Here is a 20,998-nt window from a genome sequence, read left to right as displayed (position 1 = left end):
GCACTTGTCTGATTTTTATATTCCAAAAAAGACTTACAATTTTGTTTTTATCAAATTATGATCTCATAAAACGCGTTACCATAAGCAGCAATTCCAACGCATTATTAGCCAGAACCAGAGTGAGAGGCCCCATGAACGCTTCCTCCCAGTCCCCCAGCCATCAGGTGGTCATCGTCGGCGGTGGCACTGCCGGCACCACGGTGGCCGCTTCCCTGCTACGCCAGCGTCCGGAACTGGATGTGGCCGTGGTGGAACCCTCGGAAGTCCACTACTACCAGCCGGCATTCACGCTGGTCGGCGGCGGCACCTATGACATGGACAGCACCCGGCGGGCCCAGAAGGAAACACTGCCGGAAACGGCCACCTGGATCCACGCCGGCGTGGCCACGTTCGAGCCGGACAGCAACCAGCTCACACTTGAGGACGGCCGCCAGGTGCAGTATGAGCACCTGGTCGTCGCCCCCGGCATCAAGCTGGACTGGGATCGCGTGGAAGGGTTGCGTGAAGCTCTGGGGAGCAACGGCGTGTGCAGCAACTACAGTCCGGAGACGGCACCCTACACCTGGGAATGCCTGCGCCAGTTCCGGGGCGGCAACGCTATCTTCACCCAGCCGCCGCCCCCGCTGAAATGCGCCGGCGCGCCACAGAAGATCGCCTACCTGGCCGCGGATCACCTGCGCCGGAACGACCTGGCCCCCGAAAGCAACCTGCAGTTCTACAGTGGCGCCGGCGCCCTGTTCAGCGTGCCGGACTTCGTGCCCCACCTGCAGAAGGTGATGGACCGCTACGGCATCGGCGTCAACCTGGGCCATGACCTGGTTGCCATTGATGCCGAGCGCAAGGTGGCCCGCTTCGCCACCAAGGACGCCAACGGGGAAACCACCGAGGTGGAACAGCCCTACGACCTGCTACACGTGACACCGCATCAGACCTCACCCGACTTCGTGAAACAGAGCCCGCTGGCCAATGCCGACGGCTGGGTGGACGTGGACAAGGGCACCACACAGCACACCCGCTACCCCAACGTCTTCTCACTGGGCGATGCCAGCTCCCTGCCCACCTCCAAGACCGCCGCAGCCGTGCGCAAGCAGGCTCCGGTCACAGTGCGCAATCTGCTGGCGCGCCTGGACGGGCAGGCACTGGACGCCCAGTACGACGGCTACACCTCGTGCCCACTGGTCACCGCCTACGGCAAGGTGATGCTGGCCGAGTTCATGTACGACGGTGTCGTGACCCCTACGCTGCCCCTGAGCCCCTTCAAGGAATCCCGGTTCTACTGGGTGGTCAAGAAGCACCTGCTTCCGCCGTTCTACTGGAACCAGATGCTTAAGGGCAAGGAGCCCGACATTGCCCACAAGCCCCTGAAAACCGGCTGATCAGTCTTCCTCCGGGGTGTTATCCCCGGACTTGGGCAGCGGCGGCATGGGGCAGTCCAGCTGATCGGCGATGATGCGCAGCAGCTCATACTCACGCGGGCTGACACGCCCGTCTTCCTGGATGCAGTGAACACAGGCATCAATGATGGCGGGCTTGAGCATCGCCGGCAGCCCGTCCAGCCGCCCCAGTGACTGAAGCAGCTTGCGGGCGCTGGTGCCCTCGCCGGAAGGCCGCCTGGCCTCCGTTTCGAATCCCGCCATGGCCTCCCGGTACAGGGGCTCCGGATCGGCGCGTGTACCCGCCGATGCCATCAGCCACAACAGCCGGCGGATGTCCGGCATTACCGCCCCGTAGCGACGGTGGACCACCTTCCGGTTGCGACCCGCTCTTTTGCCGAGATGATGTTTGAGGAAGCCCAGGATGGCGATGTCGTGCAGGCGGGCGCCACGGTCCTCGCGGATCAGCTGTTCCATGTCCCGCAGTAACTGGCCTTTCGCCGGTGTCTCCAGCTCCCGCAATGCCGGCAGTGACAGCTCGACCAGCGGCACCCGGTAGGCCGGGCCCAGATCACGCAGCGTCTGGATCATCTGGCGCACCAGGAGTGGGTCAATCGCTACGGCACCCACCGGCTCCAGCTCCGGGAGCCACTGATCCAAGGCGCCGTGGTCCGCCTCTTCCAGCGCCAGCGCCAGACACAGGTGGACTGCCCCCTCGGCCCCATGCAGCTGCTGGTTCAGGCCGCCGGGCAGCGCGGCAAGCAGTGAGCGGACATGGCAGGTCCCGGACTCACTGAGCGCCCCCACCGAGGCGGCACCACTGCCGATCTCGAGACCGCCCGCACCCGAGAACCCCATGGCCGCTGCTGCCTCGTTGGCTGCCGTGGGCGGCGCCTCACCCTGTTCCCGGGCAGCCTTGCGATCCCGGGATTTCATGCGCACCAGCAGGGTCTCATCGATGGCGTTAAGCCGGTCCTCAATCGGAGGATGGGAAGCCAGAAGGCGCGCCAGAGAGACGCTTTCCCCGAAGCACAGGTGGTTCAGGTCTTCCGCATGACTGGTGGCTCTGAGCCGCGATCCGGAAGCAGCCACGCCGATCCGGTACAGCGCCCCTCCGATGCCCTCAGGATTGCGGGTGAACTGCACGGCGGCGGCATCCGCCAGGTATTCGCGCTGGCGCGAGACCGCCGACTTGATAACCCGCCCCATGAAAAGCCCGACGTAGCCCACAATCACCAGCACGGCGCCCGCGAGTACGAGAGCGCCATCGTAGCGGCGCCGGTGATGGTAACCGCTCCAGCCCCAGATGCCGAACCGCACCAGGTACTGGCCCAGCTGGCCGATCAGCAGAATACCCGCCAGCATCGAGATGAGCCGCACGTTGATGCGCATGTCGCCGTTGAGAATATGGCTGAATTCATGGGCCACGACGCCTTGCAGCTCATCGCGGCTGAGCTCATCCAGAGTGCCCCGGGTCACCACCAGCACCGCCTCATTGGGCTGATAACCGGCCACGAAGGCGTTGATGGCCGCCTCCTGGTCCATCACGAACAGCTGCGGGACGGTGACCCCGCTGGCAAGGGCCATCTCCTCGGTAACATTGCGCAGCTGACGCTCTCCCTTCTCTGCCGTATCAGCGGGAACCGGACGGGCACCCGCCATGCGCGCCACCCGTTCCCCGCCGCGACGCAGATCCGCGTAACGGTAGAGTGACCCCATGGCGACAATGGCCGCCACTGTACCGGTCACGGCCCAGCCGGGCTCCGAGAGGAGCCAGTCCAGGAACGGCACCGGGTAGTGGACCCAGAAAACGTAGAAGCCGTAGAGCACCGCCGAGACCGCGAGGATGATCAGGCTCACGGCCAGCAGGAACAGCAGAATCAGGACCAGCGACTGGCGCCGGGCCCGGTCCTGGCGTTCGAAGAAACGCATGGCAGCCGCCCCCTCAGCTGAATGAGGCGGAGGGCGGCTCGCTCAGCGCCTCGGTATCAAACTCCAGCAGCCCGGCGGGCTTGAAGGCGAAAAAACCCGACATGAAGTTGTTGGGGAACTTCTCACGGTAGGTGTTGTAGTCCATCACGGAGTCATTGAACGACTGACGAGCAAAGGCCACGCGGTTCTCGGTGGAGGACAGCTCCTCCATAAGCTGCAGCATGGTCTCGTTGGCCTTGAGGTCCGGGTAGTTCTCCATCACCGCATTGAAACCGCCAAGGGCCTTGGTGAGCATGTTCTCGGCATTGGCCAGGTTGTTCATCTTCTGTCCGTCCCCGGGATCTTTCCGGGCATTTTCCTGGGCCTGCATCGCCCCGGTGCGGGCTTCGGTCACCCGGGCCAGCGTCTCGCGCTCATGAGTCAGATAGCCCTGGGCGGTTTCCACCAGATTGGGGATCAGGTCATGCCGACGCTTGAGCTGGACATCAATCTGCGCAAAGGCATTCTTGAAGCGGTTCTTCAGCGTGACCAGATGGTTGTAAATGACGATGGCATAGCCGACGATCAGGACGATCACCGCCAGGCCGATCAGGGTGGTTGTGTCCATACGCTCAATCCTCTTCAGGTCCGGATACTGAGCAGGATTAAAGAGGAAAAGTCACGATAACGCCAGTAATCAGGGGCGGTTTCGGAATCAGTGGATAACAGCTTGGGGAGAAGAATAGACAGGAACAATCAGGAAAGGACTCGAACGGACGCCAATTGACGCCCGCTCGCAGAGTCACTGGGTTCAGAAGCTGTAGCCGACGTGCAGGCGGTAGATCATGGGATCAATCTCCACCGTACCGATGCCGTTACCATCAAGTTCCGCATCCGTCTCAATATTCGCATAATAGGCTGCTGCACCAACACTCCAGTTTTCATCGAGGGGTACATCTACACCTACCTGGGCAGCGAGACCAACAGAATCGTCCAGGCTCAGATTCTGCGCTTTAGTTGCACCTTTACCAGTACTGTTCAGTTTTTCATCCCAGAACGTTGTATAGTTCACGCCTGCCCCAACATAGGGCTTAAACCCAAGATCCTGGCCGGCCAGCGGGAACCAGGAAACCGTCACCGTCGGAGGCAGATGCTTGGTGGACCCGATGTTGGTGCCGCCACTCGCTTCAATATCATGCTCAAAAGGCGTGGCAGCCAGCAGGTTCACACTCATGTTGTCCGTCATCATATAGCTGATGCTGGCGCCCGCTTGGATGTCTGAATCCGCGCGAAGATCAAATTTACCTCCCGCGACGGAGGAATAACTGCCACCGGGCACCACGCTGGCAATACCGCCACGGACAATGGTGTCACCCTTGTCGTAGGCCAAAGCAGGGGCAGCTGCGCCAATGACACTGATGGAAAGGGCAGCGATTAGGGATTGGCGAATCGGGTTCAATTTCATGGTCGGGCTCCTGCCGTTGGATTATGGAACCAGCATAAGCCCGTTAACCCAAAACAAGATTGATCTATCTCATTGATTTTGAATTTGATTTCCGTCAATTCTCCACCCGCCCCGCCACGCGGCAAGCCAGGATCCTATCCGTGCCCCCGGCCGGTGTTCAGGATTCAGGCCGCAGCGCCCTGCCCCTGCTCCCGCGGCGCGAGCTGCAGCTGGTCTCCTTCCAGACGCACGGCGTAGGTCCGAAGCCGGTGGCTGTCGTCCTCCAGACAGCGCCCATCGAGCAGCGAGAAATGTTTCTTATACAGCGGCGTCGCCACCACGGGTTCTTCTTCCACATCACCCACGATGCCCCGGGCAATGATGTTCACGCCGGAGATGGGGCAGTAGTTATCCACCGCGAAAAGTGGCTGCTCCAGCTCAGGGACGTAGAAGATGGCCACCTGGCGGTCACCGAAGCGCGCGCCGATGCCCGCGCCCGGTACCAGGTCGGCCCTGCTGCCCACAGGGGTCCATTCATTCTGCTGTGTCATGTGAATCCTCCTCAGACGGATACCGCCGGAATGCGTTCCAGCTTCTCTTCGGCCGTGGCGGGGCGCGGCTGTTCGCGCTCCTCCACCGAGACCACGTAGGGGTCGTCGCCGTCGTCGTTGATCATCTGGCGGAAGCGCTTGAGCTTGTCCGGATCCTCCAGCGTGGTCTTCCACTCGCACTGGTAGTTCTCGATCAGCCGCGCCATCTGGTTATCCAAGTCCTCGGCGATGCCCAGTGAGTCGTTGACGACCACGTCGTAGACGTAATCCAGGCCGCCTTCCAGGTTCTCCAGCCAGCGCGCGGTGCGCTGCAGCCGGTCCGCGGTACGGATGTAGAGCATCATGAGCCGGTCAACGAACCGGATGAGGGAGTCGGTGTCCAGGTCCTGGGCAAAGAGATCGGCGTGGCGCGGCCGCATGCCGCCGTTGCCCGCCACATAGAGGTTCCAGCCATTCTCGGTGGCGATCACGCCGAAGTCCTTGCTCTGGGCTTCGGCGCATTCACGGGTGCAGCCGCTGACGCCGAACTTGATCTTGTGCGGGGCGCGGATGCCCTTGTAGCGGTGCTCCAGGTCGATGGCGAGCTGCACGCTGTCCTGCACCCCGTAACGGCACCAGGTGCTGCCGACGCAGCTCTTCACGGTCCGCAGGGCCTTGCCGTAGGCGTGGCCCGTCTCAAAGCCGGCATCCACCAGGCGTTGCCAGATTGAAGGGAGGTCGTTGAGCTTCGCACCGAACAGATCCACGCGCTGGCCACCGGTGATCTTGGTGTAGAGGCCGAATTCCTTGGCCACCTCGCCCAGAGTGATCAGCTTATCCGGGGTGATCTCACCGCCGGCGACACGGGGCACCACGGAGAAGGTCCCGTCCTTCTGCATGTTGGCGAGGAAAGTGTCGTTGGTGTCCTGCAGACCCACGTGTTCCGGGTTGAGCACGTAGTCGTTCCAGGTGGATGCCAGGATCGAGGCCACCGCCGGCTTGCAGATGTCGCAGCCGAGGCCATGGCCGTGATTCTTTAGCAGGGTATGGAAATCATGGATGCCCTCGACGCGTATGATGTGCTCGAGCTCCTGGCGCGTGTACTGGAAGTGCTCGCAGACGCTGTTGTCCACCTCCATACCCAACGCCGCCATCTCGTGGTCGACGATCTCCTTGAGCTGGCCAGCGCAGCCACCGCAGCCGGTACCCGCCTTGGTCGCGGCCTTAACGTCCCCGACCGAGGTGTACCCGTCGTGTACGTACTGGACGATGTCGCCCTTGGTGACGTTGTGGCAGGAGCAGATGCCGGCGGTTTCCGGCAGGGCATCCACGCCCAGTGCCGGCGCCCCACCCTCACTGGCCGGCAGGATCAGGGATTCCGGGTTGTCCGGCAGTTCCAGGCCGTTCAGAGCGTACTGGAGCAGGGTGTCGTAATAGCTGTTGTCGCCCACCAGCATGGCGCCGAGGAGCTGCTTGCCATCGGCGGAGACCACCAGCTTGCGGTATTCCTGGGCGATGCCGTTGGTGTAGCGGTAGAAGCGCGCCCCCGGGTTCTGGTTGCCGTGGGCATCGCCGATGGCGCCCACGTCCACGCCCATGAGCTTGAGCTTGGTGCTCATGTCCGCCCCGGTGAAGGCCCGGTCGCCCCCGGTCAGGGTGTCCAGTGCCGCCTTGGCCATCTGGTAGCCGGGGCCGACCAGGCCAAAGATGCTGTCGTTCCACAGCGCCACTTCCCCGATAGCGAGGACGTCGGGATCACTGGTGCGGCAGTGATCGTCAATCACGACGCCCCCGCGTTCGCCCATGGTCAGGCCCGCGTCGCGCGCCAGTTCATCGCGCGGACGGATGCCGGCGGAGAATACGACCAGGTCCGTCTCCAGCAGCCGATCATCCTGGAAGACCATCTGGTGCCGGGCATTGGTGCCCGCCTCGATGCGCTGGGTCGCGCGGCCGGTCAGCACCTGCACGCCCAGTTCCTCGATCTTCTCGCGCAGGATGCCACCGCCCTCTTCGTCCACCTGGACCGGCATCAGCCGGGGTGCGAATTCCACCACGGCCGTGTCCAGGTCCAGTTCGCGCAGGGCGTTGGCGGCCTCCAACCCCAGGAGGCCGCCGCCAACCACCACACCGGTGTTCGACCGGGAAGCGGCCTCGCGGATGGCGTCCAGGTCGTCCAGGGTCCGATAGACCAGGCAGTCCTCCCGGTCATTGCCCTCGATCGGGGGCACGAAGGGATAGGAGCCGGTGGCCAGCACGAGCTTGTCGTACGGCAGGGTTTCGCCGTTGTCGAGGGTGAGCGTGCGGGCCTCCCGGTCAATGGCGGTCGCCGCCGTGTTCAGCCGCAACTCGACCCCCCACTGGGCATACTGGTCCGCCGTGGAAAACGCCAGGTCATCGGCGGATTTGCCCTGGAAGTACTCGGACAGGTGCACGCGGTCGTAGGCGATGTGCCGCTCTTCCCCCAGGACGGTCACATGGAAGCCGTCCGCCTGGCCGCTTTCAGCCAGTTGCTCCAGGAAGTGGTGACCGACCATGCCGTTACCGATCACGATCAGGTTCTGTTGTCTCATGACGTTTTCCTCCGGTTGCCAGCGGGCGGCGTCTCAGGCCGCCTCGCAGTATGCTTCGCCAAATGCCAGGCTCGCGCGCCAGGCACTGAGATCCGTTCCCCGGCTCAGGTGCTCGAAGAGCCAGGGGCCCATCGATGCATCGCCATACAGGACGGCACCGACGAGGCGGTTGTTCTTCAGGAGCAGGCGGCGGTACTCGCCACCGCGACGATCGTGGTAGAGGATGGATTCGGTGTCCCGGTCACGGGTTTCAATATCCCCGCAGGAGAACACGTCCACACCACTGATCTTGAGCCGCGTTGCCACGGGCGTTTCACGGTAGACCCGCCGGCCACCGCAGAGCCGGTCAGCGAGAACTTCTGCCTGCCGGTAGACCGGCTCGACCAGACCGTAGGTCTGATCCCGGAACTGACAGCATTCACCCAGGGCATGGATGCGTTCGTCGCTGGTGGTGAGCGTGGCGTCCACATGAATGCCACGCTCGCATTCAAGCCCGGCCTCCTCCGCCAGTTCCCGGTTCGGCTGGATCCCTGCCGCCATCACCACCAGATCCGCTGCCAGTTCACGGCCGTCCTGAAGGCGAACCGCCTCGACCCGGCCTTTGCCCTGGATCCGATCCACACCATTGGCCAGGTGCAGGACCATACCCCGCCGGCGGAGCGCCTCAGCGAGCATCCCGCCGGCGGTCGCGTCCAACTGCCGGTTCAGGGGGCAGTGCCCCCGATGCACCACGGACACTGTCATCCCCTGCGCCCTCAGGCCTTCGGCCGCTTCCAGCCCGAGGAAGCCACCACCAATAACGACGGCATTGCCTCCCTGCCGGGAGCCCTCCGCCATCCACCGGGCATCCTCAAGGCTCCGGAATCCGGTTACGCCCTCCAGGTCGGCCCCCTCGATCCCTGGTATGGCCGGACGGGAGCCGGTGGCGATCACCAGCCGGTCAAAGGGAATCCTGTGGCCGGCCCGGGTGATCACTGCCCGTGCGGCGCGATCAATCCAGGCCACGCCGTCACCCTGGTGCAGCTGCACGCCCTGATTCGCGTACCAGCCGGGCGATGCCAGCGCCAGCGCATCCGTGGTGGTTTCGCCGGCCAGCCAGGGGGAGAGCAGGATCCGGTTATAGGCCAGCTCCGGTTCGTCACTGATGACGGTCACACGCCAGCCGTGCTGTTCCCCCGCCAGCGACTCCAGGAGCCGCTGCGTGGCCATGCCGTGTCCGATGATGACGAGCTCACCGCCCATTCCTGCCTCCGGGGCCCTGCCCCAACAAAAAAGGCGCCTGCCAACCTTCCCTTAAGGAAGACCGATCAGGCGCCAATGCCCTGTTGATTCGCAATGTCCGTGTCCTCAGACACACCCTTCAGGAAGCAGGTTGCGTGCCAACACTTACTCCCCAACAGAATCAACTACCTGGAAACAAAGGCATGTCGATGGAAGGGAGTCACTGGAACCCTGCTGGTGCACACGTGGGCGCTGATGCACCAGAATCAGGCGTTCACGGCCCCCGATGCCGATGGTGCCCCTTCCGGATCACCCCGGGCCTCACCACTCTTCCTGGGCATCGACATCACTTTCTGCTGCTTTTCGTAGAGGAAGCTCAGCACCGACTGACGGCAACGGTTGTACTCGGCGCAGTCCGCCAGCCCGACACGGTCGCGAGGCCGGGCCAACGGCACGTCCAGGACCTCGCCAATGGTTGCGGCCGGCCCGTTGGTCATCATCACGATCCGGTCGGACAGCAGCACCGCCTCGTCCACGTCGTGCGTGATCATGATGACGGTGCTGTTGAGCTCACGCTGGATCTCCATGAGCGAGTCCTGCAGGTGCGCCCGGGTCAGCGCATCCAGGGCACCGAAGGGTTCGTCCATCAGCAGCACCTTTGGCTGCATGGCCAGGGCTCTCGCAATGCCCACGCGCTGGCGCATGCCACCGGAGAGCTCATCCGGACGTTTGTCGATGGCATGCCCCATGTGCACCAGCTCCAGGTTGTGGATGACCCAGTCCCGGCGCTGCTGACGCGTCATGGAACGGCGGAACACCTGTCGCACGGCCAGTTCGACGTTGCCATAGGCAGTCAGCCAGGGCATCAGCGAGTGATTCTGGAAGACCACTGCCCGCTCCGGGCCCGGCTCGGTGACCTCCCGGCCGTCCAGCAGGCACCCGCCGCGCGTGGCCCGCATCAGTCCCGCGATGATGTTGAGAACGGTGGACTTGCCGCAGCCGGAGTGGCCGATCAGGGAAATGAACTCGCCCTCGGCGACGCGCAGGTTGACGTCCTCCAGGGCCGTAAAGGTCCCGCCCTTGACGGGGAAACCCATGCCCACTGAGGACAGTTCGAGATGGGGACGTGAATGACTCATGGTGAAACCTCCCTTGTTCAGTGTGTGGCGCTGGCGCGATCCCAGGAGAGCAGGCGCTGCAGCATCAGCATGCTGCGGTCCAGCACCAGCCCGATCAGGCCAATAACGATCACGGCCACCATGATGCGACCCAGTGATTCGCTGCTGCCGTTCTGGAACTCATCCCAGACGAACTTGCCGAGCCCGGGGCTCTGGGCGAGCATCTCGGCGGCGATCAGCACCATCCAGGCAATGCCCAGCGACAGCCTCAGGCCGGTGAAGATCATGGGTATGGCGGAGGGCAGCACCACCCGCCAGACGTGGGTGAAAAAGCCCAGCCGCAGGACCTGGCTGACGTTGCGCAGGTCCTGGCTCACCGCATTCACACCCATGATGGTGTTCACGAGCGTGGGCCAGAGGCTGCACAGCGAGACCGTGACCATGGACGTGATGAAGGCGCGCGAGACCATCGGGTCCTCAACCGTGTAGGTGGCGGACACCACCAGCGTGACAATGGGCAGCCAGGCCAGCGGTGAAACCGGCTTGAACACCTGGATCACGGGATTCACCGCCTCGTACAGGTACCGGTTCAGCCCCACGACAATACCCAGGGGGATCGCTACCAGTGAGGCCAGGACAAAGCCCGAGAACACCGTCCCCAGGCTCGTCAGGATCTGATCAATGAAGGTTTCCTTGCCGCTGTAGGGGCGGATCCGCACCTCGGCGTCCGGGTTGCGCTCCAGAATCTGAGCATTGCGTTCCTTCTGCATCTCGATGAACTCGGCGGCGCGTCGCTGCTCCTCGAGATGGTCCGCCCAGAGGTTGCCCGCCTGCTCCCAGACGCCCGCCGGCCCGGGCAGGCTGCCCAGGGAGGTGGTAACGTTCTGGGCCGCCATCTGCCACAGCAGGAGGAACACGAGCACGCCCAGTACCGGCATGCTCAGGGCCCTGATGGCCCCCTGGAGATTGAACCCCGCCATCCGTTGCTTCATGAAGTCGGTGATCCGTGTCACCGGGGCTGTCTGTTGCATAACGCCGCCTCCTGTTGATCAGGGCGTTTCATCGCCGCTGAGGCCGATGTCGAAACTGTTGATGTAGGCATTGGGCTCGCGACCGTTGTAGGCCCGGCCGTCGATGAAGTCGTCCTGCACCGGCTTGAAGCCGTCGATCTCTTCGAAATCCGGGAAGTCAGAGGCCTCCAGGGTGCCGTCCGCCACCAGGGAGCGCGCCGCTTTCTCGTAGATGGCGGGTTTGTAGACTTCGCGCGCCTTCTTCATGTACCAGTCATCCGGCTTCCGTTCGGAAATCTGGCCCCAGCGCCGCATCTGGGTCATGAACCAGATGGCATCGCTGTAGTAGGGGTAGTTGGCGTTGTGGCGGAAGAAGACATTGAAGTCCGGCTCCTCGCGCACATCGCCCGGCTCATACTCGAAGGTCCCGGTCATGGAGTTGGCGATGACCTCTTCGTCCGCCCCCACGTAACGGGAACCCGAGAGGATCTCGACCGCCTCCTCGCGATTGGCGTTGCCGTTCTCGTCCAGCCAGTGGGCTGCCCGGATCAGCGCCCGGAGCACGCGCAGGTGGGTGTTCGGGTTCTCTTCGGCCCACTCCCGGGTCACGCCGAAGACTTTCTCCGGGTTGTGGGGCCAGATGTCATGGTTGGTGACCACGGGAACGCCAATGCCCTTGGCAACGGCCTGCTGGTTCCAGGGTTCGCCCACGCAGTAGCCCTGGATGGTGCCGGCCTCCATGGTGGAGGGCATCTGCGGTGGTGGCGTCACGGAAAGCCGGACATCCGCTCCGCTGCGACCGCTGTTGTCACCCTCAAGCGGCTCGTAGAACCCGGGGTGAAGCCCGCCAGCCGCCAGCCAGTAACGGATCTCGTAATTGTGGGTGGAGAGGGGATAAACCATCCCCATGTCGAACGATTCGCCCTCGTCCAGGCTCGATTCCACAACGGGTGCAAGCGCCTCGGCACTGATCGGGTGGGCAGGTTTGCCGTCCTCTCGCTTCGGCACATGGGGGCGCATGGCCTCCCAGACATCGTTCGAAACGGTAATGGCATTACCGTTCAGGTCCATGCTGAATGCCGTCACAATGTCGGAGCTGTTACCGCCAACCCCGATGCTGGCCCCGATGGGCTGGCCCGCGAGCATGTGGGCGCCATCCAACGCGCCCCGGGCCACGCGATTCTGGAGGACGCGCCAGTTGGACTGGGCTTCCAGGTCCACAAAAAGACCCTCGTCGAAGAAAAAGTGCTTCTCCTTGGCAATGGCCAGCGGCGCCATGTCGGTCAGCTTGATGAACCCCAGCTTGAGGTCCGGCTTTTCGGCCGGGCCGATCTCCTCGGCCCCCGCCGGCAATGCACTCACAAGACCCGCCAGAAGAAGCGCGCCGATTCCGGACACTGTCCGCCTGTTCCCGTTCATTGGACTTCTCCCTGCAACAAACAAAAAAAAGCGCCTGCCCCCAGTCCGGGAGCAGGCGCCTTTGCCGTTTCAATTCATGTTCTGGTGTGCAGCTCCATCTGCACCCCGGCCGCCACGCCGGTCCGTGCCATGGCAAACCGTCAACCTGTCCGTGGCACACCCAAGCCTAAGCAGGAAGCATGCCACTGATCATTGATTCTGATTTTAAAGGCTTTTTATGGAACCCGACCCGCAGAAGATGATCATCCACGACCGAATCAGGTGCATCAGGCAGCCCCCATGCACCGGCGCGGATCAGTCCTGACCGGCGGTTGCGATCAGGGCATCCGGGGCTACCTCAACCTGCCCCCGGACTCCTTCCACCACAAAGGGCTGACGGTGCTCCCCCTCGTCCTTATAGTCCATAATCGGCGCGTCCAGACTCAGGCTTTCCGCGACCTTGCGGTAGAGGTCGGGACGGAAAATGCTGTCCAGATCCGGTGTCTCCAGCAGCTGCTCGCCCTGGTTGCGCAGACGCATACGCGACAGCAGCCATTGCGCCTGGGAGAGCCACGGGAAGTTCGCACTCTGACGAAAGAAGTGCTGCTGGACCCTGGGGTGGAAGAGACTTTCGCCCTGATCTCCGAGAGGCTCAATGGCACTGCCGAGGTAATGGGGGTGCACCAGTATGCGGTGGACGAGTTCGCGATTATCCGGGTCATCCAGCCAGCGGCAGCAGCGGACCAGGGCACGCATCAACGCACGCAGTTTTTCCGGGTTGGCCTGCGCCCAGTCGCGGCGCACGCCCAGGACTTTCTCCGGCGCGTTCTGCCAGACCTGGCACCCCGTCGCCAGGATCTGGCCCAGCCCGTGATACTCCATCAGCGAATTCCAGGGCTCACCGACACAGGCCAGATCAACACTGCCGTAGGCCAGTGCAGTCATCATCTCCGGCGGCGGCACCGTTACCAGCTCCAGACCCGAGCCGGGCGACAGTCCAGCACTGGCAAGCCAGTCGAGCAGCTGCAGGTAATGGGTGGACCAGGCGTAGACAATGCCCAGCCTGATCGGCTCATCGCTGGACGCCACGACCCGCGCCAGGGCGCATGCCGCCTCCGAGGGTTCGGAGAGATCGAAGCCGGTAGAAGTCAATTGCTCATAGAGCGCTCGCCTGGCCGTGATGGCATTGCCGTTACGGCTGAGCACCATAGGGCTTATGACCGGGCACGGCGGCGCCCCGAGCCCCATATTGATGGCCAGGGCCATGGGCCCGAGCATCTGGGCGCCATCCAGCATTCCAACGCCGACACGATCCCGCAGACTGGACCAGGAGGGCTGTCGATACAGGCTGACATCCAACCCTTCCTCCGCGAAGAAGCCTGCCTCCTGAGCCATGATCAGGGGCGCGGCGTCCAGCAGGGGGATGAATCCCAACCGGATGGTCTCACTTGATTCCGTACCATGCATCCAGTCAGTCATCCATTGCCTCCGGGGATCCCGCCCCTTCGGCCCCACCCAGTACCTCAATCAGCTGGCGGGCCACCTCGCTGAGTTTCTGATTCCGATCCATCGCCAGTTTACGCATGCTGTGGAATGCCTCATCTTCCGAACAGTTGTTCTGCTTCATCACCAGCCCCTTGGCCCGTTCGATGTCCTTACGCTCTTCCAGCGCCGTCCGCGTCTCCTCCAGCTGATGACGCAGTGACTGGAAAGCCTCGAAACGCGCCACCGCCACCTCCACGATCGGCTTGACCCGATGCTGTTCAAGCCCGTCCACAATGTAGGCACTGACGCCGGCGTTAACGGCCTGCTGGATCGTATGGCTGTCGCTGTCATCACTGGCGAAGAACACCACCGGCCGGGGCGCGTGCTCATTGAGGGCGGACATGGACTCGAGGGTATCCCGGTCCGGTGAATCCATATCGATGATCACCACGTCCGGCTCCTCCTGGGCAACAGCTGCCACGAGCCCACGCGTGCTGCTGCGCTGCCCCACCACCTCGTAGCCCTCGGAGGTCAGTGCGTCGCACACCATCGTTGCCCGTTCCGGCTCGTTGTCCACCAGCATGACACGTACACCGCTCTGATCCGCCGACATGCTCCATCCCCAGCGTCGATTCGCGCCATTCTGAAGCAAAAGCCACGCCAGCCTCCTTGCCCATGAAACCGGTCTCAATCGCCGGCTTCAACGGAGCGAGCGCCCCAATGCAGTGCAATCTGCCCCGAAACAGGACATGACTGGGCTCCCCCTCCCCCTGATTGGGGCCATTTCAGGCAGGCATGGGAAATGCTTGCGAACGGAGAAGCAACACCATCACAGACCACGGGTACCGAAGCCCGGTCACCGGCACCGAATCCGTGCCGGGGCCGGGCTTCTTCTGTTCAGGGAGCATCCATCATGGGCTGCAAAACCACATGCCCCTACTGCGGCGTCGGCTGCGGTGTCGACGCCACTATCAAGGAAGACACCCTCGAGCCGGTCCAGGGTGATCCGGACCATCCTGCCAACGCGGGGCGGCTGTGCGTGAAGGGGTCCGCCTTGCACGAAACGCTCGGTTCCCAGGGCCGGCTGACCCGACCGCGCATTCAGGGGCGTGATGCGGACTGGGACGAGGCGATCCAGTACCTGGGCGCGGAACTGACCCGCCTGCAGCAGGAACAGGGCGGCCAGTCGATTGCCTTCTACCTCTCCGGCCAGCTCCTCACCGAGGATTACTACGTGGCCAACAAGTTCGCCAAGGGCTTCATCGGCACGCCACACGTGGATACCAACTCACGGCTGTGCATGTCCTCGGCGGTTGCCGCCCACAAGCGTGCATTCGGCGAGGACGCGGTGCCGGGCTGCTACGAGGACCTGGAACTGGCCGACCTGCTGGTGCTTGCCGGCGCCAATCCAGCCTGGAACCATCCCATCCTGTACCAGCGTATGCAGAGGGCAGGCGACAACAGGCCCGAACGGCGGATGGTGGTGATTGATCCCCGGCGCACCGCGTCCTGTGAGCAGGCTGACCTGCATCTGCCCCTGCGGCCGGGAACGGACGCCATCCTCTGGAATGGTCTTCTGGTATGGCTCGCGGATTCCGGCACGCTGGATCAGGCCTGGATCGGCGCCCACTGCAACAGCCCTGACGCCGCCCTTCAGGCAGCTCGTGATAGTTCACCCACCCCGGAAGCCGTCGCCGACCAGTGCGACCTGACTGTGGCGGACGTCCGCACCTTCTATGAATGGTTCGCCGCGACCCCGCGCACCACCAGCTTCTGGTCCCAGGGGCTGAACCAGAGCCGCTCCGGCACGGACAAGGCCAACGCCATCATCAACTGCCACCTGGCCACCGGCCGCATCGGCCAGCCCGGCGCCACACCCTTCTCCGTGACCGGCCAGCCCAACGCCATGGGCGGACGCGAGGTCGGCGGGCTCGCCAATCAGCTGGCCGCACACATGGACTACGACACCCCTGGGGCACGGGAGGCCCTCGCCCATTTCTGGCAGGCTCCATCCCTGCCCACGGAGCCCGGGCACAAGGCTGTTGCCCTCTTTGAGGCCATGGAGCGCGGTGAGATCCAGTGCGTCTGGATCATGGCCACCAACCCGCTGGTGTCGCTCCCGGACCCGGAGCGGGCACGCCATGCACTGACCCAGTGCCCGCTGGTCATTGTCTCGGACTGTGTGGCCGACACTGACACCCTGGCCCTGGCGGATGTCGCCCTGCCGGCCATGGGCTGGGCCGAGAAGGACGGCACCGTTACCAATTCCGAACGCTGCATCTCGCGCCAGCGGGGCCTGATACCGGCCGTCGGCGAGGCACGCCCGGACTGGTGGATCATCAGCGCCGTGGCCCAGGCCATGGGATTCAATGCAGCGTTTGACTATGCCGGCCCCGCAGCGATCTTCCGGGAACACGCCCTGGCTTCGACCCTTTCCGGTGCCCCCCGACAGCAGTTCAACCTGGGTGCACTTGCCGCCTTTTCCGACCGCGACTATAACGCCATGACGCCGGTCCAGTGGCCGGTCACACCGGAACACCCCCGTGGCCGTGAGCGGTTGTTCGGGGATGGCGCCTTCCCCACACCGGACGGTCGGGCCCGTTTCACCCCCATTCATCCCACGGCACCGGCAAGGGGGCCCACGGTAACCACCCCCCTGCGGGTCACCAGCGGCCGCATCCGCGACCAGTGGCATACCATGACCCGCACGGGCCGCGCGGCGCGTCTGCTCCAGCACCTGTGTGAACCGTTTATCGAGGTCCATCCGGACGACCTCGCAGCTCACGATCTCGCGGATGGCGACCTGGCCTGGCTCAGCAACGGCCAGGGCCGGTACCTGGGTCGAACCAGGGCCAGTGACGGTATGCGGCCGGGGGAGGTATTCGTGCCCATCCACTGGAACCACCAGTTCACCACGAACGGACTGGCTTCCGCGCTTTTCCCCAGAGTCATCGATCCGCTTTCCGGACAGCCGGAAACCAAGCACGCCAGCGCCGCACTGCTGCCCTTCAACGCCCGCTGGCATGCCCGGTTACTGGGCGAACAGCCGGAGCAGTGGCCTGAAGGCCTCTACTGGGCCCGGGTACCGATGGAGAAGACGACCTGCTGGCACCTGGCCGGCAACAGCCCCATCCCGGACTGGCACGGCACCGCACGCCAGTGGCTCGGAGGGGAACCTGACTCGGAGATGCGGGACTCCAGGACCGGGCGCTACCGGGCAGCCTGGTATCACGGCGATCGGTTGCGGGCGGTGCTGCTGGTGGAACCCGGGAATGACTTCCCCGGCCTCGACTGGCTGGACAGCCTCTTCCAGACGCAACCACTGGATGACGGTACACGGCGCCGTGTCCTGGCAGGCCGGGACAGCGACCAGCCAGACCCCGGCCCCATCATCTGTTCCTGCTACCAGGTGGGCGAGCGCCGGATCGAGGAAGCTCTGGCGCAAGGCTGTGACTCGGTATCCGCCCTCGGCGGTGCCCTGGGCTGTGGCACCAACTGTGGTTCCTGCGTACCAGAACTCAGGCAGTTGGTGGAACAGTCCCTGCCCGAACCCTCAGGTGATGGATGAGCGCCAGTGTTCCCGCCACCGGCCCCAGCAGATAGAAGGCAGCCATGGCCTGATCCGGCACCAGTTCCAGCATCAGGCCACCGAAAAGCGTGCCGCTGCCGAAACCGATGGTATGGACACTGATCAGGCGCCCGGAGACCTGGCCCTGGGCATCCGGGCGCCGTGCCCGCAGGATGCTGCCGTACCAGGGGGCGGCTAGGGTAAGCCCGGCGGTGATCAGGCACACGGCTACGCCCACACCGATCACGCTGGACGAAGCCGCCAGCAATACGCCCCCCAGGGTAAATACGCCGAGCCAGAGGCCACTCAGGATTCGGGGCATGGGCGACAGCCAGCGGTTCCCCAGGGGCCCGGCGAGGACCGCGGAAACCGATGCCACCATCAGCACCGTCCCCGTCCACTGGGAGGCCGTTACCGAATCGAGGTCTGCCAGGTTCTGGATGTAGGGCCCCAGAGCAAACTGGAGTTGCCCCACCCAGAGGGTGATCACGAACCCAAGGGCATACAGGGGCCAGTCCTCGTTCCAGGGCGGCGCCACGGCGCTTTCACGGTTTCCGGACGGCTCCGGGGCCACGCCCGCTGCGAAGTACCACTGCATGAGCCACAGAGCCGCGCCCAGCAGGACGATCAGGACCAGCCCCAGCGGCAGGCTCCATATCGCCGCCAGCGCCACGATGCCTGGACCCATGACGCGCCCGGCATGGGTTGAGGCCTGGATGTAGGCCAGTGTCTCCGGCCACTGGGCAACCGGTTTGTCCGCCAGCGCGAAACGCTGGGCAGAGGGGAATACGCCGCCAGTGGCAATGCCGTAGACCAGGCGCGTCGCGATGGCGATGACCGCAATCCAGAAGGGAGACGACAGGGCAAGGATCGCCAGGATCAACAGGCCATAGCAGACCACCACCAGCCCCATGGTGAGGCGCATCACCGGCAGGGCCCCATGGCTGTCCGTACGCCGGCCCCAGACCGGACTGCTCACGGCCACCAGAATCAGGCTGGCGGCAACCAGCACCGACCAGAAAACGGGCGGCAGCCCAGTGCGTTCAATGATCCAGGGCAGGGTTGCCAGCAGCGATGACTGGAACAGCCCCATGACAGTGACGGTGGCGACCGCCAGAAACAGCTTCATGTGGGCTCCCGCCGCTGATGAGGGCCACGCAACAGGATCATTCCTGCGGCATGGGCGCCCCCTGGCTCAGGCGCTCCACGGCCTGCCGACACTGTTCATCAAGCTCGCCAGTGCTGCGGACGCCCAGACCCATATCCCGCAGACGGCCATCCTCCAGACCATAGATGCAGCCGTGGACCGAGAGCTCCTGGCCGCCCCGCCAGGCATCCGCCACCACCGTGGTCCGACAGACATTGGCAACCTGCGCCACCACGTTCAGCTCGCAGAGCTTGTTAACGGCGGCCATCTCATCCGGCTGGGCCGCCAACAGTTCCCGATAGTCCGCAGCGACGTTCTGGATGTGGCGCAGCCAGTTGTCGATCAGCCCCAGGTGGGCATCCTGATAAGCCGCCTTGACGCCACCGCAGCCGTAATGACCGCAGACGATCACATGCTTCACCTTCAGGACTTCCACGGCGAACTGCAGCACCGACAGCAGGTTCAGGTCGGTCTGCACCACCACATTGGCCACATTCCGGTGCACGAACAGCTCGCCAGGCATCAGCCCCACCACCTGGTTGGCGGGAACCCGGCTGTCGGCACAGCCGATCCACAGGTATTCCGGCGCCTGCTGCTGGGAGAGCCGCTCAAAGAAATCCGGATCCTGCGCCAGCGTGTCCTGAACCCACTGCGCGTTGTTATCGAACAGATGCTTGAGTGCTGTTGCCAATATCCCCCCTAATCCACCTGTGGCCGTCAGCCCCATCTTACCGGGCAGCCGACCCGCGGGGAACCGGATTGCGGGCCCCACCATTAACATTTATATTTATTGAATCTTTTAAGGAAATGGAACCGGCATGGCCCGCAGCCGCGAAAAACGCCTGAAAAGCCACCGCTTTTTCTTTCCGGCCGCCTGCCTCCATGCGGCCATCGCAATGCCGTTGTCCATGGCCGCCATGCTGGCCGGCTGGCGCTGGGCTCCCGGTCTGGCAGGCAGCCACCATGGTCACGAGATGGTGTTCGGCTTTGCCCTGGCGGTGATTGCTGGCTACACCCTTGGCCCTCAGCCCAGGCGCTGGCTGGCTGCACTGTTCGGGCTCTGGCTGGCTGCTCGTCTGGGCTACGCCCTGGCACCCGGATTCTGGCTGAGCCAGCTGCTCAGCCCCGCATTCGCCCTGTTGCTGGCCTGGCGGGTGGTCCCCCGCTTCAATGCCGCCAAGAAATGGCGCAACCGCATGCTGGTGCCGCTGATGGTGAGCCTGTGCGGTCTTCCCCTGCTCTGGCTGATACTGCCGATCATCCCGGTTCCGGGGGCCACGACGCTGCTTCACACCGGGGTAGCCCTGCTGCTGCTTCTGATGACCTTCATGAGCGGGCGACTGATCGCTCCAGCTGTGGCGGGCACTCTGGAAAAACGTGGCATTACGCAGGAAGCACGGGTCCAGCCGCGGATCGAGGCCGCCCTGATCCTGATACTGGGGCTGGCGGCCGCCCTGACCCTGCTGCCGCTGCCTGTATTGCCCGCAGGCACTTTTCTGGCAGCTGCCGGTATTCTGATCCTGATCCGCACGGTCCGCTGGCGGCTCTGGCTGTGCCTGGACCGGCCGGATCTGTTGGGTCTGGCGCTGGGAACAGTGTGGCTGGCAGCCGGCGCCCTGGGCATAGGCCTGGCGCAACTGCTCGGCCGGGATCCATCGGCGCTACTTCACCTGATTACAGTGGGCGCGCTGGGAACCCTGACCATCGGTGTGATGCTGCGGATCCACTATCACGCTATCCGCCGCCAGCCGCCGCCTTCAGGCGTTCTCATGGCCACCCTGGTCCCCGTGGCAGTAGCGGCACTGGCGCGGCTGGCAGCAGGGCCGGTTCCCTGGAACGCGCCTGAGCTTCTGTGGACAGCGGCCGCTGCCTGGTCACTGGCCTATGCGTTCACTGCGGGCGCATTGATCCTGCACCGTTGAACTACAACCCAATCCGGTGAGCCGGCTGGTGAAGAAGATGTTTTTCATGCGCAGCCATGAGAACTCACGCTACGCTTGGGTGGATGTCTTCTTCGGCCCCAACAGAGACAAGGTCCACGTGATCGACAGACAGACACTGGAAATCGAAAAGACACTCCAGCCAGCACCCGGCAAATACAACGTCTGGAATAAGATCCAGTATGAGGAAGGCACCAGCCATTGACGGACATCATTGTGAGCAACTGATGCCCCAGGTACTGTATTACATTAGATTATTCTTAATGCTGGGTAATCCATTCCG

General features: G+C 63.9%; 17 protein-coding genes. 4 read left to right on the top strand and 13 right to left on the bottom strand.

Annotation, left to right across the window (positions count from 1 at the left end; all coding sequences use genetic code 11):
- Nucleotides 1–131 precede the first annotated feature (131 nt).
- The gene (locus GLW01_RS10615) at nt 132–1,376 is read left to right on the top strand and encodes an NAD(P)/FAD-dependent oxidoreductase (protein WP_160899029.1); all 1,245 of its coding nucleotides are present in this window, start codon (nt 132–134) and stop codon (nt 1,374–1,376) included.
- On the opposite strand, the gene GLW01_RS10610 is transcribed toward GLW01_RS10615, so the two are convergent.
- From GLW01_RS10610 to GLW01_RS10560, 11 genes are all read right to left on the bottom strand, one after another.
- Nucleotides 1,377–3,305, bottom strand: a complete 1,929-nt coding sequence (locus GLW01_RS10610) for a M48 family metallopeptidase (RefSeq protein ID WP_160899028.1) — start codon at nt 3,303–3,305, stop codon at nt 1,377–1,379. It abuts the gene before it with no gap.
- A 13-nt stretch (nt 3,306–3,318) separates the two neighbouring features.
- Nucleotides 3,319–3,912 (bottom strand): LemA family protein, encoded by a 594-nt coding sequence (locus GLW01_RS10605; protein ID WP_160899027.1) that lies wholly within the window; start codon nt 3,910–3,912, stop codon nt 3,319–3,321.
- A 183-nt stretch (nt 3,913–4,095) separates the two neighbouring features.
- Nucleotides 4,096–4,749, bottom strand: a complete 654-nt coding sequence (locus GLW01_RS10600) for an OmpW/AlkL family protein (RefSeq protein WP_160899026.1) — start codon at nt 4,747–4,749, stop codon at nt 4,096–4,098.
- A 164-nt stretch (nt 4,750–4,913) separates the two neighbouring features.
- Entirely contained in the window at nt 4,914–5,279 is a 366-nt protein-coding gene (gene nirD / locus GLW01_RS10595; RefSeq protein WP_160899025.1) for a nitrite reductase small subunit NirD, read from the bottom strand.
- An 11-nt stretch (nt 5,280–5,290) separates the two neighbouring features.
- Nucleotides 5,291–7,828: a nitrite reductase large subunit NirB gene (gene nirB / locus GLW01_RS10590; RefSeq protein WP_160899024.1), complete on the bottom strand. Its 2,538-nt coding sequence runs from the start codon at nt 7,826–7,828 to the stop codon at nt 5,291–5,293.
- A 33-nt stretch (nt 7,829–7,861) separates the two neighbouring features.
- Entirely contained in the window at nt 7,862–9,070 is a 1,209-nt protein-coding gene (locus tag GLW01_RS10585) for an NAD(P)/FAD-dependent oxidoreductase (protein ID WP_160899023.1), read from the bottom strand.
- 245 nt (nt 9,071–9,315) lie between these two features.
- Nucleotides 9,316–10,188, bottom strand: coding sequence for an ABC transporter ATP-binding protein (locus GLW01_RS10580; protein ID WP_151439898.1), 873 nt, complete (start codon nt 10,186–10,188; stop codon nt 9,316–9,318).
- A gap of 17 nt (nt 10,189–10,205) precedes the next feature.
- Entirely contained in the window at nt 10,206–11,159 is a 954-nt protein-coding gene (locus GLW01_RS10575) for an ABC transporter permease (RefSeq protein ID WP_237416572.1), read from the bottom strand.
- A 57-nt stretch (nt 11,160–11,216) separates the two neighbouring features.
- The gene (locus tag GLW01_RS10570; protein WP_160899021.1) at nt 11,217–12,596 is read right to left on the bottom strand and encodes a CmpA/NrtA family ABC transporter substrate-binding protein; all 1,380 of its coding nucleotides are present in this window, start codon (nt 12,594–12,596) and stop codon (nt 11,217–11,219) included.
- A 294-nt stretch (nt 12,597–12,890) separates the two neighbouring features.
- On the bottom strand, nt 12,891–14,054 hold the full coding sequence (locus GLW01_RS10565; RefSeq protein WP_160899020.1) for a CmpA/NrtA family ABC transporter substrate-binding protein: 1,164 nt from the start codon (nt 14,052–14,054) through the stop codon (nt 12,891–12,893).
- Nucleotides 14,047–14,673 (bottom strand): ANTAR domain-containing response regulator, encoded by a 627-nt coding sequence (locus GLW01_RS10560; protein WP_160899019.1) that lies wholly within the window; start codon nt 14,671–14,673, stop codon nt 14,047–14,049. Before GLW01_RS10560 ends, GLW01_RS10565 begins: the two co-directional genes overlap by 8 nt.
- A gap of 300 nt (nt 14,674–14,973) precedes the next feature.
- Here GLW01_RS10560 and GLW01_RS10555 point away from each other — a divergent pair, with 300 nt between their 5' ends.
- Complete coding sequence (locus GLW01_RS10555) at nt 14,974–17,628, top strand: nitrate reductase (RefSeq protein WP_160899018.1); 2,655 nt, start codon at nt 14,974–14,976, stop codon at nt 17,626–17,628.
- Here GLW01_RS10555 and GLW01_RS10550 read toward each other — a convergent pair.
- Together GLW01_RS10550 and can are read right to left on the bottom strand one after the other, a co-directional pair.
- Nucleotides 17,579–18,757, bottom strand: coding sequence for an MFS transporter (locus GLW01_RS10550; RefSeq protein ID WP_151439892.1), 1,179 nt, complete (start codon nt 18,755–18,757; stop codon nt 17,579–17,581). The two genes, GLW01_RS10555 and GLW01_RS10550, sit on opposite strands and share 50 nt — an antisense overlap.
- A gap of 37 nt (nt 18,758–18,794) precedes the next feature.
- A complete protein-coding gene (gene can / locus GLW01_RS10545; protein WP_237416563.1) occupies nt 18,795–19,466 on the bottom strand; it encodes a carbonate dehydratase in 672 nt (223 codons plus the stop codon).
- A gap of 127 nt (nt 19,467–19,593) precedes the next feature.
- Between can and GLW01_RS10540 the strand changes: the two genes are divergently transcribed.
- Together GLW01_RS10540 and GLW01_RS10535 are read left to right on the top strand one after the other, a co-directional pair.
- On the top strand, nt 19,594–20,697 hold the full coding sequence (locus tag GLW01_RS10540; RefSeq protein WP_151439891.1) for an NnrS family protein: 1,104 nt from the start codon (nt 19,594–19,596) through the stop codon (nt 20,695–20,697).
- Nucleotides 20,698–20,734: 37 nt separating this feature from the next.
- Nucleotides 20,735–20,920 (top strand): cytochrome D1 domain-containing protein, encoded by a 186-nt coding sequence (locus tag GLW01_RS10535; RefSeq protein ID WP_286173279.1) that lies wholly within the window; start codon nt 20,735–20,737, stop codon nt 20,918–20,920.
- Nucleotides 20,921–20,998: the final 78 nt, after the last annotated feature.

The organism is Vreelandella halophila (genome assembly GCF_009856365.1).
In the GTDB taxonomy this organism is placed as follows: Bacteria; Pseudomonadota; Gammaproteobacteria; order Pseudomonadales; family Oleiphilaceae; genus Halospina; species Halospina utahensis_B.
The sequence above is the reverse complement of the archived record's forward strand: the minus strand, read 5'-3'. Positions and strand labels throughout refer to the sequence as shown.

Coding starts and splice junctions, on each gene's coding strand:
- GLW01_RS10615 (WP_160899029.1), top strand. CDS start 132: ATGAACGCTTCCTCCCAGTCCCCCAGCCATCAGGTGGTCATCGTCGGC.
- GLW01_RS10610 (WP_160899028.1), bottom strand. CDS start 3,305: ATGCGTTTCTTCGAACGCCAGGACCGGGCCCGGCGCCAGTCGCTGGTC.
- GLW01_RS10605 (WP_160899027.1), bottom strand. CDS start 3,912: ATGGACACAACCACCCTGATCGGCCTGGCGGTGATCGTCCTGATCGTC.
- GLW01_RS10600 (WP_160899026.1), bottom strand. CDS start 4,749: ATGAAATTGAACCCGATTCGCCAATCCCTAATCGCTGCCCTTTCCATC.
- nirD (WP_160899025.1), bottom strand. CDS start 5,279: ATGACACAGCAGAATGAATGGACCCCTGTGGGCAGCAGGGCCGACCTG.
- nirB (WP_160899024.1), bottom strand. CDS start 7,828: ATGAGACAACAGAACCTGATCGTGATCGGTAACGGCATGGTCGGTCAC.
- GLW01_RS10585 (WP_160899023.1), bottom strand. CDS start 9,070: ATGGGCGGTGAGCTCGTCATCATCGGACACGGCATGGCCACGCAGCGG.
- GLW01_RS10580 (WP_151439898.1), bottom strand. CDS start 10,188: ATGAGTCATTCACGTCCCCATCTCGAACTGTCCTCAGTGGGCATGGGT.
- GLW01_RS10575 (WP_237416572.1), bottom strand. CDS start 11,159: ATGAAGCAACGGATGGCGGGGTTCAATCTCCAGGGGGCCATCAGGGCC.
- GLW01_RS10570 (WP_160899021.1), bottom strand. CDS start 12,596: ATGAACGGGAACAGGCGGACAGTGTCCGGAATCGGCGCGCTTCTTCTG.
- GLW01_RS10565 (WP_160899020.1), bottom strand. CDS start 14,054: ATGACTGACTGGATGCATGGTACGGAATCAAGTGAGACCATCCGGTTG.
- GLW01_RS10560 (WP_160899019.1), bottom strand. CDS start 14,673: ATGTCGGCGGATCAGAGCGGTGTACGTGTCATGCTGGTGGACAACGAG.
- GLW01_RS10555 (WP_160899018.1), top strand. CDS start 14,974: ATGGGCTGCAAAACCACATGCCCCTACTGCGGCGTCGGCTGCGGTGTC.
- GLW01_RS10550 (WP_151439892.1), bottom strand. CDS start 18,757: ATGAAGCTGTTTCTGGCGGTCGCCACCGTCACTGTCATGGGGCTGTTC.
- GLW01_RS10540 (WP_151439891.1), top strand. CDS start 19,594: ATGGCCCGCAGCCGCGAAAAACGCCTGAAAAGCCACCGCTTTTTCTTT.
- GLW01_RS10535 (WP_286173279.1), top strand. CDS start 20,735: ATGTTTTTCATGCGCAGCCATGAGAACTCACGCTACGCTTGGGTGGAT.